This is a genomic window from Ruminiclostridium cellobioparum DSM 1351 = ATCC 15832, from assembly GCF_000621505.1.
In the GTDB taxonomy this organism is placed as follows: Bacteria; Bacillota; Clostridia; order Acetivibrionales; family DSM-1351; genus Ruminiclostridium; species Ruminiclostridium cellobioparum.
Map to the genome: position 1 here is coordinate 73,813 of NZ_KK211297.1, position 14,092 is coordinate 87,904.

Sequence of the window (14,092 nt, forward strand, 5' to 3'; positions counted from 1 at the left end):
TTAACCCGAAGTAGGGGCAACCTTCACGATTTTTACGACCACGCTGTTCCGATCCAAAATGAAGATAATAGCCTCAAGACTTCCCCAATAATCGGTACCTCGATAAGAATTGTTAAAAATATTATGATTGTCCACATAGAGGAAAGTATCCGCCGGGTCAATACCCTGCAAAACAATGTCAAGCGAACGCAAATTCATTGATGTTATCCTGCTGATATTATACTCTTCCAGGCCGTATTTTTTGTAAGCCGCTACTACATCCTTTTTGCCGGAACCAACAGATATACCTATACTTGTGACATAATTCCCGTCTTTGTATACTGTTTGCAAAGCAGTCCAATCGCCCGACGGATACTTTAATTCAAATGTATCAAAGTCACGATAATAGACGATACGAAACGGCCCATTGGCATTTTGGCCGTTCGCATAAACAAATGGGGTATCCTCGGCGTTATCATTGGCTGGGTTTAAGCAACGCATTGTCAAAAAATCCTTCGGATATGCAATTATGCCGGCTTTACGGCTTTGCAGGCCAAAATGGATGCTGACGTATATGATAAAAAGAAAAAATAAAAACAGGCATATAAAAAGCAAAAGCCGCTGATAGGGACCTACCTTCTTAAAACTTATCATAACAACACCTCCCTTAATAAACTCTTGTTTTTCACGCCCATGGGTTAAAGAAATACGCAAAATATTTTAACAATCCTCACATTATAAAGACAACCAAGTAACCGAAACCGCAACATTAAGTTGCAAAAAAGAAATCTCATTGAAAACATTGGCAGTGATATGGAATATAATCGCCACCACAATATTGCGTAATTCAATTTTGACGTTGCGAATACTTAATACCGATACAAAATTAATTTTTCTCCTAATCACCGGAAATCAGTTGTTCATATTTCAATCTCCGTTAACAATGGCTTTCCGCTTGCAATCTCTATTCTTTCATTCCCAATTCTATCAGCTTATCTACATGGTCAATCATAAAAAGCGGGATGTTTAGCAGGTCTCCATCCTGCTTCAAATTCCTGAGTGAAAATCTTAAACGTATTTTTGTTTCAGCTTCATATTTTTGTCCGTATAAAGTGAGACTCCTGCCATTAATATTTTGATCGGCTTTTACTTCAATAGGAATGGTATCATTCCCTCGTTGAATAATAAAATCAACTTCCGCCTGCCCGCCTGATGTCCAGTATCTGGGTATTGCTTCATACTTATCTGCCAGACCTTGCAATATAAAGTTTTCGGTCAATGCACCTTTAAATTCGGTAAAAAGACGAATACCTTCATTGAAGGCAATAGGGTCAAGAAGAGCGAGCCGGCGCAGCAATCCTGTATCTACGGTATACAATTTAAAAGCTGTCAAGTCGTCATAAGCAGCCATAGGAAGTCCGGGCTTGGTACTTCTATAAATCTTATATGCCATTCCTGCATTACACAGCCATGTGAGGGCATCCTCATACTCCCTTGCCCTCGCACCCTCTTTTACCGCACTATATAAAAATTTCTTATTTTCTCTTGCAAGCTGTGAAGGAATCGAATTCCATATTAATCCTAGCTTCGCAATATCTTTTATTTCTGCATGTTTTGAAAAATCAAGCTCATAGGCATTTAAAATATTTCTTAATGCCGTTTGGACCAGTCCTATATCCCTTTCTTCTGTCCAGGAGCGGATAGCTTCCGGCATCCCTCCCGTTATGAAATACATTTTAAGCTTTTCATGCAATTGGTTGAAAAATATTTCAGGTATTGGTTCAATTACTTCAATGCCTTTCATATACTCCACCAAATTTTCATCACCGTTGGCCATTAAAAATTCAGTAAAGCTCATTGGATAGACCGTCATGAAATCAACTTTCCCAACAGGAAAGGATGAGGGCTTGGACAGTGCGATTCCTAAAAGCGAGCCCGCACAGGCTATGTGATATTCCGGTGCCTTCTCACAGAAGTACTTCAGTGTATTGAGCGCCTTGTTGCACTCCTGTATCTCATCAAATATAACTAAAGTTTTTTCCGGCAAAATGGGTGCGCCATTCACCATCATTAAGTTTTGTAAAATTCTTTTCACATCTTTGGTTGTTTCAAAAAAAGATGCTAATTCTTCCTGCTCATCAAAGTTAAAATATGCAACATTATCATAGTATCGTTTGCCGAACTCATTTAATATCCAGGTCTTCCCAGACTGGCGAACACCTTTTAATATCAAAGGCTTCCTATATTTTGATTGCTTCCATTGCTGTAAATCATTCAAAATTAATCTTTTCAAAACAATCGCTCCCCAATATTAAGTCTGATTTATGTGATTTCAATCACATAAATCAGACTTAATTATATATCAAACAACTAATTTGTTCAAGCAATTAATCATGCTATAAAAATACTACCTCTGACTAATATCCCTGATATCTTTCAAACGATGTATCATGAGACGCCAAAACCGCCGGATGGGTTGTATTTTATCAATCCATCCGGCGGCTGTATTAATGCCGGGACTATCTCATCTCAAAGGTGTTTGTCTCATATTTGTTTTTGTCCCAGATATTGTAGCCCCTGACAGTTATCTCTCGCGGCAATTTCTCCATCGCACCGATAGATGACTCCTGTACATAATGCACTCCGTCTTTGGTGTTGGTACCTCCGCCTATCGCCGCGCCGTCAGGTAAGCGGTTTCCGTCAGAGTCTAAAAATTCGAACTGTAATCCGGTATCGGCTGCGGCAAATTTCACCTCATCAATGACCGTATAGCTAATTTCGGCATAAACCGCCAATTCTGAAGCTTTTAGCATGATATTGTCAATGCGGACACCGCAGCTTGCATATTCCGCCGGGGTAATGCTGGAGGCAAGTTCTCTGATACCTGTATTCTCCAGAGTGATGTTAAAGGAAGATCGCTTGATGTTTTTCTGTAAAACCACCTCTCGGCCGTCCTGGTTCTCAAATGCGGCGACAACGCACTTAAGCTCCAGATTCGTCTTGTCGGAATCGTCAATGAGGCTGCCGTTTATCATATAGGTAAAAGTTCCGTCCTGTTGGAGGAGGAATTCAAGTCCGGCTCCGTTGACGCCGCTGACGCCAACGTTAGTCTGTATCATCTTTTGTCCGTTAGCTTTGGCGTAGTCGGCAATTGTGCCGGCCCTGCCGTTGAAAACCGGGCCCATGTTACCCACAGGGTCCTGCGGATAGGCGTCGGGCCCCATCAGCAAATACTCGTGGCTGGTCGGCTTTACATCTACTATGATGTAGAAGTTATGCCCGTCGAATGCGGCTTCACGTACCGAAAAGGATGCAAAATCCATCGGCTCGGCAGCTTGAGGCACGTTTGTCTGTATAATCCCGCTGGCTTGAGGTAAGACGGCCGTACCATTTTTTCTTTGGTGGAGAAAATCCAGCACGCCCCAGGTATTGGTGGCCGCCAATGCCACTCCGGTCAAGAGTATGCTGATGATGGCCGCAGCCACAAAACACAGTTTTTTATTAATTACAGGCTTTTTGACCTGTTTTTTTTGTATGTCGGCAAGGATATGATACACGTTATCCACAAAGCCGTTATCCGCCTTTCCAAAGGCATTACCAAGATCTTTCATATTTTGCATGGTTTGTATAACCCTCCCCGGTCAATGATTTTTTCAGTTCCGCTCTGCCGCGATTCATTCGCGATTTTACCGTACCCTGCGGCAAGCGCAGTATATCCGCGATCTCGCTTAGGGTAAATCCCTCCATGTAATGCAGTATAATGGGCAAACGCAGCTTCTCGTCCAGAATGAGAAGCGCGTCATGCAATTCATAATCTGCATCGGCTGGAGCGACACGTTCCGGCATTTCATCCAGCGGTACTTCGCGCCACCGTTTTCTCTGGATATTGCGGCACTCGTTAATAAGTATCCTGATAACCCATGTCTGCATATAGCGCGGCTCTTTTAACTGGCTGCGTTTTTGCCAGGCCTTTAACAGACATTCCTGCACCGCCTCATTACGGTCACAGCTTTGTGATAACTGCGAATAACTGACACGATACAGCGTTTGCATCATATTAATTATTTGTTGTGAAAACTCTTCACTTGTCAATGTGTGTCCCCCTCATTGCTATTTTGACCGGTCATAGATTAGACGGATCAGATATGCCTTTGGTTCTCGTGATTTTTAGGGCATTCCGAATAAAAAGTTTGTCTCCGCATGTTTTGAGAATAAAAAAATGCCATCAGGACTCAGTGGTTTCTTGATGGCATCTCTGTATTTTTATCCTCGGAACTCAATCAATTCGCCATCAGGGCCTTGAAAAACAACTCTTTTCCAGCCGGTTTCCTGTGGTGTTCTGGGCTCGGGGATATGTGGCTCAGCTATGACTGGAATCCCTGCGCTTTTGAGCTTTTGATAATCCGAATCAAAATCATCGCTGATCAGACAGAAATGATACCCCTTATTCTCCTTTTCATGTGTCCAATGTTCCAACTCCAGCACGGTATCGCCCAATTGAAGGTATACAACCTTTTCGAGGTCCGGTATCCCGGGAACACCGTGTTCAAAATATTTTTTGAACCCAAAGTTTTTTTCATAAAAGTCAATCGACTTTTGTCTGTCTTTTACAGAAAATGCAACATGGTCAATTCGTGTAAACATTAATCAATACCTCCTGTACTAAATCTTGAATTTTTATAAATGGTTTAATCCTTTTTTGAAATGTCAATTTTAATCTGTAACACAACCCAATTGTTGGAACTGGTATTCTTAAACCCATGTGTCTCACCATTAGGTGAGAAAATTATATCTTTTTCTTTCAAAAGCATTTCTTCATTGTTTATTGTGATTGTACCCTCACCGGAAATTACATAAAAGACTTCATCAATATCAGAATGCTTATGATCAGGTGTCGTTTGACCCGGGGCATAAAGCAAAAGTCCCGTATCCAACCGGCCTTCCTTGAATATTGCCTTGCGCGCGCTTTTTTCAGTTGCAAAATCAAGAATATCATCAATATTAATTTTATTCATTACTTATTACCCCCATCTTTTTGAAATTTAAAATTAGTGTTCAGCTATCATTAATAATTTAACCCAAATCTGCTGATTTAAAAGTCACTGTTATATGCTCACTATAATAGTGTTACAAACTATTTGCAAGAAGGCACTATTTTGTGCTATACTAACCAAAAAGTAAGTATTGAGTAATAATTGGGGGGAGTGATAATAATGCCATGTGATAAAGCATGCCCCATTGAGCATACAGTCAACTTGATCGGACACAAATGGAAGGTGCTTATTCTAAGAAACCTATTCAATAATGGTACGCAAAGATTCAGTGATCTCAGTAAAGGTATCAGCAGAATAAGCCAGAAGATGCTGACACAACAGCTTCGGCAGCTGGAGGCAGATGGGATAATCCATAGAAAAGTTTATCCGGAGGTACCGCCAAAAGTCGAATACTCTCTTACGGTTCTTGGAATGTCTTTAAAACCGATTTTGGATGAAATGAATCGTTGGGGAATAGAACATCTGAAACAAAATAATCCGGACCGGCAAAATAATGAATAATTTTATGCAATGCTCTTTAGCTTGCATACTTCATCATTAAAAAATCTTGTCTGAAATAAAACAAGAGCAACCCGCAAACTCAGATTACTCTTGTTAAAAATCAAGTCAATAGAAATTCATGTTGAAAATATCTTAATTCTTTAAAATTAATATCCGTACTTTGCTTTGAGGTAATTCTCGATATACTGTCTGTCAGCGTTGTTGAATGCCTTGTTGTAAACGAGAACTTCAGCTATGCAGCCCGAAATTGTACCGTTGTTTGTTCTTCCGAGCACATATCCGGTCCATGTAGCAGGGCTTGGTTGTAATCTGCAAGCGCTGCGGGCTTCATTACTGTGAATATAGTACAGTTGGAGTAATTTCCGCTTACACCGGCAGCAGTAAGAAGGTCATCAATTCCGTCAAACTGTATGGCAGGCATGCCGTTTATTGCATTCTGCACAAACACCGGCTTATTTGCCTGAGCGCTCTGTACCGCATTAAAGCCGTTGCCGGACTGGTCAGCCCACCTTTCAACGAAATTATTGCTGTCACGTGCTACCGAGGAGTTTAAGCCACAGTGACAATCTGTTCAATGGCGTTTTTGAAACAGGGGTTTTTCAGTAATACAGCACCCCCTGGTAACACAAACGCTTCTATCGGATTCAAAGGGCCAAATTCTAAAGACTCTCCTTAACGAACTGCTCCGGCGTTATGAATACTGCGTCCTTGTTTTGCTTTGCATGTTCCTGCTGTTTGATGTCGTAGTCGAGACGCCACCAACCCGCCGCCAACGGAGGAGGTGTTTCCACTGATGCGAAATCGATGTCGCGGTCCAGCAGATCCTCCGGGTTTTCATGGTGTTCCGCCATCTCCTGCCGGATTTCAGCTTTAGTCAGCTGCTTTGCAGGTACACGCTGACCAATGTTGCCCAGACAGTACCGGCATGCCTCCAGAGGTGTGGATTCACCAATGTAGCGCCTCAGATCGGCCTCAAGGTTCTGGCTTTCAAAGAGATCCACATATTCCCCCGGCTCATTCACACTTCGCCCGGCGAGGCTCATCCTCTTCGAGAGAGAATTACTGCGGGAGCAGCGGAAATACTTTCCCTCGTAAACGGTGTGGCAGTTTACGGAAGAGAAGCAGGAGCGAAAAACCGCATCCACGGCCTGGTCGTTTTCGATCCGGTTGTAGACCAGCATCTGCCGAAACCCTGTAACGCGGTCGTAGACGATTTTCGTCCCATGGTCCCTGGCCCGGGCTTCCATCTCGGCAAGGTCGAACGGCAGCCGGACACCCGGATAGAGGCTCACCACCATGCAGTCCGTAAGATCGAGTACCTCATCTGAGATCTTGTTGAGGAGGAGGCCGTTTGTCAGGATTACTATGCCGTCTGCCACACCGCTTCTGCGCGCGATTTGAAGGATCTGAGCCAGATCTGCATGCTGCAGTGGTTCGCCGCCGGCAAACCGGATCTCATCAGCATGGAAGACCGGCGCCAAACGCTCGACATCTCTCACAAACTGGGGTACGGACAGGAACTTCTTTTGCATCCAGGGGGATGCGTGATCACAATGTGCGCACTTCAAGTTACAGTGCGCTGTCACTTCGAAACTGACGCTGGGATGTTCGATTCGGGTCATTTTTATTTTACCTCCATACATATTCATTTTACCCGATACATACTGTTTCTACCGGAGCGGCTGGCAGTTATATCTTGGGTTCAGAGTCCTTGCTGTCCGACCAGTGAATCCGTGTCGCAAAAAGAGAGACAAGACCGGCCGACAAGGCGACGAAGCCCATTCCCCAAACCAGACTGCCGGCATTTGAAATTAATCCAATTACCGGCGGACCTGCCAGGAGACCGGTCTCTCCCATCGATGCAACCAATGTCAATGTGTCCGGACCTTTTTTTGCGGCTGCGACATAGATGCAGGGAGTCACAGCCGCCATTCCCAATCCAACACACGCAAACCCGGTCAAGGCGGGGACCGCTCCTCCCAGCAACAAGGCGAAAGCCAATCCAAAACCGGCCAGCACTCCTCCCCACATAACGACACGTCCATCGCCCCAGCGTGTGCGCCAACCGTCTGCGAACAGGCGAGCCAGCACCATCATTATTGATACAACTGCTATGCCCATAGGCGCTATCTTGGCCGACGTCCCGGCATTCTCCACCAGGTACAGAGCCGACCAGTCATTCATGGAGCCTTCTGTAATCGTGCCGAAGAACAGAGCGAAGCCGATACACAGCGTAAGCCGGGATGGCAGCCTGAACCACGTACTTTCTTCCCTGGATGCCTTCATGTCTTCGCTGATCAGTCCCTCTTTCGTAAAGATCATGAGCAAAAGCAAGACGATGAGTGCTCCGATGAAATGTGTCGAAAGGTTGGCCGTAAAGTGCATGACGCATGACGAAAACATGGCCGCGAACAGGGACCCGAAACTGAAAATTGCATGCAGCTTCGACATGGTGTTCTGCCGGGACTTCACTTCAAGCGCAGCCCCCTGAGTGTTCATCGCCGCGTTCAATAATGCACATGCGACTCCGTCACAGAACATAGCGAAAATCGCTATGGGATAGTTTGGTACCCAGGCCAGCACGGGCAGAAACACACCGAGCATGATGGCCGACAAATAAATAACCCGGCGGGAGCCCAGTCTATCCATCATAATTGCCACAAGAGGGAAGGACAGCGCCGCACCTAAACCGCAGGCGAGAAGGAGCATGCCAACTTGCGCCGCATCCAGGCCCAGATGTTCCTTGATGGCCGGAAGACGCGACCCCCATGTAGCATATTGGAAACCCAGGAAGAAAAACAGCGCACCAATAGAAACCTGAGACTTGAACCATTGACTGTGAGATCCGAGCATGTTAACCCTCCTTGTCAGCTTTGTATTGAATCACAGCTCTTCGAACTTGCGAACCTGAGATTGTTTTTGAGATTTTTCTTTGAACTGAGCCTGTCTTTACCGCCATGCTCTTGACACATATACAGCGCCCTCTCCACGGTATGGCCCAGCATGTACATGAATACTCTGTGAACGATAGACCATGGATTCGGCCTGAGCCAAGTGCGGCACTCAAACCTGGGAAAATGTAGTCCGGTTTTCCGGCAAGAGCTGCCGCATAGGGTAGCGTGTACCGGTACGCCGACTGCTTTCCTTATGCTGCACCGTAGTGGTTAACAGCGGCTCGAAACCGTTGAAGCCTTTCATCATATAACTTATCGAGTATGCTCCGCACGAGAGTATCCACACAGGGTCGCCCGACTCGAGATTCCGTGGAACGTAAATGAGGCCGTTTTCATGAGGGAACACGTCATCGCTGTCGCACGTCGGACCTGCGATCATGGCCGGCACATATTCGGCGGCGGCATGAGAGGGAAAAACCAGCCTGAATTGCAGCGCGTCGGTCTCATAGAGACCGCTGAATTTACCGCAGCTTATGTACAGCCAATATTGGTGCTCACCATTCGGCAGCTGCCTGGCTGTCATACGGATTACCTGTGCCTTGATGGCGCCCTGGTCGGCGACAAGATAGCGGCCCGGCTCGATGATAAAGTGCAGATCTTTTCCCGCAGCTCGCTTGATTTCCTTCATCCCGGTGCGAATGGCGGCGAAGATGTCGTTCAGCGGCGGCACAAGGGATCTTCCGCTCCTGTCGGTATAACCCAATGCCGGCAGGCCGCCGCCGAGGTTTATGTAGTCCAGTATAATACCTTTTGCCCGCAGGCCGCACACTGTTTCAGCCATGGCGCTGAGGGCCTTTTGCCAGCCTTTTGCCTTCATTTGCTGTGATCCGACGTGTACCGAGAGTCCGGCGGCATTCAGCCCTCTGGACTCAGCTCTCTGCAGAATCGCCAGAGCGTCGGTTCCTGAACATCCGAACTTCCGGCTCAGTCCCCACAAAGCGCCGTCCCCATCGGTGGAGAGGCGGCAGAATACGCTGGCCCCGGCAGCATATTCTGCTATTGCTTCCACGTCTTCAAGACTGTCGGTAGCAAAGTCCCGTATTCCGAGGCGGAAGGCCTCAGCAATCTGCTGATTCGACTTGATCGTGTTTCCAAAGTGCACCCTCTCCACTGGCACACCCGTTCGAAGCGCCTGTCGAATCTCGTTGAGACTGGCGGCATCGAAGCCGGCGCCCTTCTCTGCGAGAGCAGCAAGAACTTCGTCCACAGGGCAGGACTTTAAAGCAAAGCGAATCTCAACTCCAGGCAGCTCACTCAGCAGTGAGTCATACTGCATACGGATGCCTTCCAGGTCGAAGATGACACAGTTCGTTGCTGCAGCAGCCAGCGCAGCCCGCATTCTTCTATTCTCTATCATATTTCAGCATCCCCCCGGTTCAAGATGCGAAGGTTCTATATCGACGCAGCTGCTGCACAGTCCGGCATCCGGCAGACAGGTGATCTTGCTCGCATTCACAAGTGAAGCCCATGCCTCCATGAGCACGCTAAAGTCATTTATATCCTGCTCAGCCTTCAGGAGCAGCTGTTGCCGTTGTCCTGCAATCAGTTCAGCAAATGAAGCATATCGTCCACCCAGCCTGGTATAGGCATCAGTGAGCACATTCAGCTTATGTTCATTTTCTCTTTTGTCGAGCTGCAAACTCTGCCGGGCCATTTCGATGATGGGAGAAATCGATATGCGATATCCCGGACCGAGCAGATCTTGGCCCGCTCTTGCCATGTTTTTATAGATATCATGGAAGTAGAGCATCGAGAGAAAGAACTTCGTCAGTCTCATATGATAAGCCATAAAACCGGCATCGGTCTTTCTTTCCCGGGTATAGAAATTCTCTATATGTCTGTTGTGGCGCACGCCCGGCAGACAGGCGCATTCCACGGCATGCATCAGGAAATAATCGCTGCCGATGGTATCGGTAGCAGGCGGCAGCGGAACATCTTCGTGCACCTGATAAAAACTGATGTTGCACATGTCTACATTCATTGGATCAACAATGGAAAGGGTTGACCGGTCGTGAGTAAATTTGTCGGTGCCGGAGCCCTTGAAGGAAATGTCGACGAGTTTGCGTCTCTCCTCCGGTGAGCAATGCTTATCCGCCCAGAGGCTGACAATGCCGTAATAGATCTCCCGGTCAAGCGCATGTATATCTCCGATATCCACCGACATTTCACCAATGAAGGAGCCGCCGACCATGGAAACGGGCTTACTCTCGTGTATTGGGTCAAGCAACACATCAGAGACTGCTGCTTTCGCATCACCGGCCTTTTTGCCAAGTGAAAGGAGTTCTTGATGGACCGGGAACACAGTTGTGCCGTTGACAACTTGATAGCGGCTGTCTGAGTCTCTGCGATGAATCGAATCACATCCCAGGCTGCTGCTGATCAGAAATGCGCGGTTGGTGCAGGCGCCATAAGAGACTCCATCAGGCAGCATAAGGTCCAGTATCCGATCCGGGCCGTTGATGCCTGCGCGGTCTATGATCTTCCGGAGATGGTGTTTCTGTGCTGCCGAGTTGAGATGCACGGGGATGACGTTCTTGTATGAGGGAAGGTCCCGGGTGGCCCGGAAGTTCCTGTAAAACGCCTCGCCATCACATGTGTCCAAAATCAAGAGGCATACTTCGACGCCGAAGTGACGAACCGCATAGTCCGCTTCCTCCGCCAGCAAAGATATAGCAGCAGCGCACTCCCGATTAGTGGGAAGTGCCAGGCACACTCTGCGAGTCATAAGCTGCACCCACGTGCTTGAAGAGATTCACTGAAGCTGCCCCGCGGCAGTCCATGTCCCGGCTCAGGTATGTTTTTATCAGCATGGATGATGACGCCGGGATTAATGAAGAATATTTCTGACATAGTTAGGCTCCTTTCTCTTTTCGCCATCAAAAAGCAGGCAAAACAATCGTGTTAACATCTAAATTCGGAAGTTTACTTTACCTTAAGAAAAGTATACTAGGCTTTCATTTTAAAACACAACTATCCACCTGGACATGTAAATTCCCAGCAGCAAGTAAAAAATCGACATATTTATAGTCAAAAGTATAAATTTATCATCCATAATTGTAACTTTCTACAAATTATGTCAATCTTTTTAAGTGTTTTAATATTTTAGTACTGTTATATAATTAATTCTGTTGCAAGTTAGCTTTTAATGTCACTTACCATGAAGTTCGTTACATTAAATTTGATATAAATCCGATATAAAAATCACTATTCCAGCATTCCTGTAAGGAAAGGAAATGGACTTTGAGAATTAAAAAACCTCCTGTTATGATTAATGTGTGCCTTGCAATCGCACAAAAATCATAAAATCCAGGAGGTAACCCGCAAATGAAGAACCACAATGTACGAAAACTGGAAGCACTAACACCAAACACACTGATTGTTGGAGTAGATATAGCGGAAGAAAACAGTGGGCAAGGTTCATTGATTATCGTGGTTTCAAATATTGTGATAGGAGGCTATTTATATGAAGAATGATCCTTTAATACTTGAAGAAATTTTGTTGTCATGGAGAAGGTGCGTAAAAAGAGGTTTGATTACAACTATTGGTGCCCCAATGGTACATATCGGAAGAACTGCCCTCCAGCAAAGGTTACTGTTAAAAAAAAACTATTATTGCTGTACAATGACTCCATCAGTGAAGTAAGCAGTTATATTTCAGTACAGTGTTTATATTTTTTATGTGACAGCGACGGAATCATACTGGCCGAAAACAATATGGCAGCCGGCGATACTCCATTCAAATCAGGCGTAATTCCCGGGGCATCCCTTTTAGAAGAGAGTGTTGGCACAAATTCGGTTTCTTTATGCATGACGTTGAATAGACCGGTCAATATTCTGCCCCAGCATCATTATTGCGATCTTTTATCGGAATGTTATGAATATTGCATCCCTTTAGACTATAATAGCGAAACAATAGGCTATATTGCCGTAATCACAACAAATCAGCCGATAAAGCCGGAATTGATTGCTATTACAAATCTTACCAATTATAAAATATGCAACGAATATCTCAAGTTCGAAAAGCAAAGTATTCTTGATAAAAATGCACCTGAAAGATTAAACGATAAACAGATAGAAATTTTAAAACATATGGCTAAAGGCCTCACAGATTACGCTATTTCAAGGGAAATGAAATTAAGCATAAGTTCTGTCAAATACCATAAACACAACATCTTCCAAAAGTATAATGCCACAACCGGTACACAGGCAATTGTCAAAGCGATTAAGTTCAGCAATCTATCTTTAGATGACATTACATGAAAATCGCTTCAATTATTTCACCTATGGCATGGCACAGATTTGACCTTGATAAGTATAACAAATAATTTTATAATCTGTTTCAAGTATAATCAAGGGTTTCAGGGCTCCGGCCTTGAAACCCTTTTTGATGTTTGCTGCAATTATAAAAAGATAAATTTGTTTAAAGTGCAGTAATGATTACCATTGAATATGTTTACCATTTCCACCATATAAAGAAAAACTCTTGTCTAATATTCGGGGTGCTTTTCAGTTTGTTGTATAATCTATTTTTCGAATCAATCCTGAATTAACATATTTCATAAAGTGAAAGCCATCTTAAATAATTTTACCCATATATACCCTTAACATAATATACCGTTCGACTTCCGATTATGCTCATTACGGGCAAGCCGACATACTTGTAAAATTGGATTTTGAAAGCTTCGCATCATGCTCAGTAATGCCGGGTTAATCGAGAACTTTAAAGGTAAACTTGCAAGGCTTTTCACCGTTTGTATTAAGCGGTGATGAATTGATTTCTTTCAATTTCAGCTTTACTCCCAAAGCGTTTTGATAGTGATATAAAAAGTGTCCTGCACAACAACCGCAGTATGTAGGAGAAACAGAAAAAGGCTGTTTCAATTTTTTAATCGAACTACAGGAACAAGTGGTTTTACCCGTGTGAACACCGTTTTGATAGCCGCCAAATGTAATCGTAAATGTACCATCGTCATTCAGACAAGGCGACATCATATATTGAATACTTGACATCAATGCAAGTTTTTCAGAAAAAGGTTTATCCGAGTGTTCCAAGGCAAACGCCTTACTGTCCTTGTCACGCTGCCCCCCCTTGCAACAGCCTTGTTTTTCCATAATTGAAAGACATTGTTCCCTTGTCAGCAACTTATCCATTTTGTCAATTAGAGAAGTAATATTATGCGGATTATTGCAGTCAGCTTCAAAGTCCATTTGTTCCATAATCTCGCCATTGATTTTCTGCTTTTTCATTGTGTCTCTTATCTTTTTTAAAGTCGGCATTTTTATCCCTCCACAAAATATAATAATACTCTCGAAAACTCCAATAGCTTTCGAGCTCTATGTTTTAAGATGCAATTTTCTTCTCGCACCTCTAACATTCTCCAGTTTTTTACTTTAAATTTTCCAACAACATTTACCAGTAGTAACCATATATGGTTACTGTACACCTTGACATTAGCTTCCAAAAATTTGAAAACCACAGCGTATGGTATTAATTGCCATAACACTGGTTTTGGAGGCTATATTAATGTTGTGTAATTGGAACTCTCATGTAGACTATCAAAAGAAACTTCTGCTGGATTTGATTCTGTTTTCTGAAATTGAAAA

Annotated in this window: 15 protein-coding genes; 3 read left to right on the forward strand and 12 right to left on the reverse strand. The window is 44.5% G+C overall.

The genetic code is table 11. The features are described from left to right. From T344_RS0126915 to T344_RS0126940, 6 genes are all read right to left on the reverse strand, one after another. The gene (locus T344_RS0126915) at nt 1–633 is read right to left on the reverse strand and encodes a hypothetical protein (RefSeq protein ID WP_027631277.1); all 633 of its coding nucleotides are present in this window, start codon (nt 631–633) and stop codon (nt 1–3) included. A gap of 310 nt (nt 634–943) precedes the next feature. Then, the gene (locus T344_RS0126920) at nt 944–2,272 is read right to left on the reverse strand and encodes an ATP-binding protein (protein WP_027631278.1); all 1,329 of its coding nucleotides are present in this window, start codon (nt 2,270–2,272) and stop codon (nt 944–946) included. A gap of 226 nt (nt 2,273–2,498) precedes the next feature. Beyond that, entirely contained in the window at nt 2,499–3,599 is a 1,101-nt protein-coding gene (locus T344_RS0126925) for a hypothetical protein (protein ID WP_027631279.1), read from the reverse strand. Beyond that, nucleotides 3,574–4,071, reverse strand: coding sequence for an RNA polymerase sigma factor (locus T344_RS0126930; protein ID WP_027631280.1), 498 nt, complete (start codon nt 4,069–4,071; stop codon nt 3,574–3,576). Before T344_RS0126930 ends, T344_RS0126925 begins: the two co-directional genes overlap by 26 nt. A gap of 171 nt (nt 4,072–4,242) precedes the next feature. Continuing rightward, entirely contained in the window at nt 4,243–4,623 is a 381-nt protein-coding gene (locus tag T344_RS0126935) for a VOC family protein (RefSeq protein ID WP_027631281.1), read from the reverse strand. A gap of 44 nt (nt 4,624–4,667) precedes the next feature. Beyond that, nucleotides 4,668–4,994, reverse strand: a complete 327-nt coding sequence (locus T344_RS0126940; RefSeq protein WP_027631282.1) for a cupin domain-containing protein — start codon at nt 4,992–4,994, stop codon at nt 4,668–4,670. A 198-nt stretch (nt 4,995–5,192) separates the two neighbouring features. Here T344_RS0126940 and T344_RS0126945 point away from each other — a divergent pair, with 198 nt between their 5' ends. Continuing rightward, a complete protein-coding gene (locus T344_RS0126945) occupies nt 5,193–5,534 on the forward strand; it encodes a winged helix-turn-helix transcriptional regulator (RefSeq protein WP_027631283.1) in 342 nt (113 codons plus the stop codon). Nucleotides 5,535–5,766: 232 nt separating this feature from the next. Here the strand turns inward: T344_RS0126945 and T344_RS0126950 are convergent, their stop codons facing one another. The 5 genes from T344_RS0126950 to T344_RS0126970 all read right to left on the reverse strand — a co-directional run bounded on the left by T344_RS0126950 (nt 5,767) and on the right by T344_RS0126970 (nt 11,213). Then, on the reverse strand, nt 5,767–5,976 hold the full coding sequence (locus T344_RS0126950) for a hypothetical protein (protein WP_027631284.1): 210 nt from the start codon (nt 5,974–5,976) through the stop codon (nt 5,767–5,769). Between the two features lie 217 nt (nt 5,977–6,193). Beyond that, nucleotides 6,194–7,156 carry a radical SAM protein gene (locus tag T344_RS0126955; RefSeq protein WP_027631285.1) on the reverse strand — a complete coding sequence of 321 codons (963 nt, stop codon included), beginning with the start codon at nt 7,154–7,156 and terminating at the stop codon, nt 6,194–6,196. Nucleotides 7,157–7,223: 67 nt separating this feature from the next. Next, nucleotides 7,224–8,387: an MFS transporter gene (locus tag T344_RS0126960; protein ID WP_027631286.1), complete on the reverse strand. Its 1,164-nt coding sequence runs from the start codon at nt 8,385–8,387 to the stop codon at nt 7,224–7,226. A gap of 210 nt (nt 8,388–8,597) precedes the next feature. Next, nucleotides 8,598–9,845, reverse strand: coding sequence for a type III PLP-dependent enzyme (locus T344_RS0126965; protein WP_027631287.1), 1,248 nt, complete (start codon nt 9,843–9,845; stop codon nt 8,598–8,600). A 3-nt stretch (nt 9,846–9,848) separates the two neighbouring features. Continuing rightward, the gene (locus T344_RS0126970) at nt 9,849–11,213 is read right to left on the reverse strand and encodes a DUF6271 family protein (RefSeq protein ID WP_027631288.1); all 1,365 of its coding nucleotides are present in this window, start codon (nt 11,211–11,213) and stop codon (nt 9,849–9,851) included. Between the two features lie 599 nt (nt 11,214–11,812). Between T344_RS0126970 and T344_RS31110 the strand changes: the two genes are divergently transcribed. Together T344_RS31110 and T344_RS0126985 are read left to right on the forward strand one after the other, a co-directional pair. Further along, nucleotides 11,813–11,962 carry a hypothetical protein gene (locus T344_RS31110; protein WP_154669482.1) on the forward strand — a complete coding sequence of 50 codons (150 nt, stop codon included), beginning with the start codon at nt 11,813–11,815 and terminating at the stop codon, nt 11,960–11,962. A 30-nt stretch (nt 11,963–11,992) separates the two neighbouring features. Beyond that, a complete protein-coding gene (locus T344_RS0126985) occupies nt 11,993–12,748 on the forward strand; it encodes a response regulator transcription factor (RefSeq protein ID WP_051572331.1) in 756 nt (251 codons plus the stop codon). A 447-nt stretch (nt 12,749–13,195) separates the two neighbouring features. Here T344_RS0126985 and T344_RS0126990 read toward each other — a convergent pair whose 3' ends face one another. Further along, nucleotides 13,196–13,765 (reverse strand): hypothetical protein, encoded by a 570-nt coding sequence (locus T344_RS0126990; RefSeq protein WP_027631290.1) that lies wholly within the window; start codon nt 13,763–13,765, stop codon nt 13,196–13,198. Nucleotides 13,766–14,092: the final 327 nt, after the last annotated feature.

Bases quoted from the DNA above. Each gene is read 5' to 3' on its own strand.
- T344_RS31110 (WP_154669482.1), top strand. From the start codon at position 11,813: ATGAAGAACCACAATGTACGAAAACTGGAAGCACTAACACCAAACACA.
- T344_RS0126965 (WP_027631287.1), bottom strand. From the start codon at position 9,845: ATGATAGAGAATAGAAGAATGCGGGCTGCGCTGGCTGCTGCAGCAACG.
- T344_RS0126960 (WP_027631286.1), bottom strand. From the start codon at position 8,387: ATGCTCGGATCTCACAGTCAATGGTTCAAGTCTCAGGTTTCTATTGGT.
- T344_RS0126970 (WP_027631288.1), bottom strand. From the start codon at position 11,213: ATGACTCGCAGAGTGTGCCTGGCACTTCCCACTAATCGGGAGTGCGCT.
- T344_RS0126985 (WP_051572331.1), top strand. From the start codon at position 11,993: ATGGAGAAGGTGCGTAAAAAGAGGTTTGATTACAACTATTGGTGCCCC.
- T344_RS0126990 (WP_027631290.1), bottom strand. From the start codon at position 13,765: ATGCCGACTTTAAAAAAGATAAGAGACACAATGAAAAAGCAGAAAATC.
- T344_RS0126935 (WP_027631281.1), bottom strand. From the start codon at position 4,623: ATGTTTACACGAATTGACCATGTTGCATTTTCTGTAAAAGACAGACAA.
- T344_RS0126915 (WP_027631277.1), bottom strand. From the start codon at position 633: ATGATAAGTTTTAAGAAGGTAGGTCCCTATCAGCGGCTTTTGCTTTTT.
- T344_RS0126925 (WP_027631279.1), bottom strand. From the start codon at position 3,599: ATGCAAAATATGAAAGATCTTGGTAATGCCTTTGGAAAGGCGGATAAC.
- T344_RS0126940 (WP_027631282.1), bottom strand. From the start codon at position 4,994: ATGAATAAAATTAATATTGATGATATTCTTGATTTTGCAACTGAAAAA.
- T344_RS0126955 (WP_027631285.1), bottom strand. From the start codon at position 7,156: ATGACCCGAATCGAACATCCCAGCGTCAGTTTCGAAGTGACAGCGCAC.
- T344_RS0126945 (WP_027631283.1), top strand. From the start codon at position 5,193: ATGCCATGTGATAAAGCATGCCCCATTGAGCATACAGTCAACTTGATC.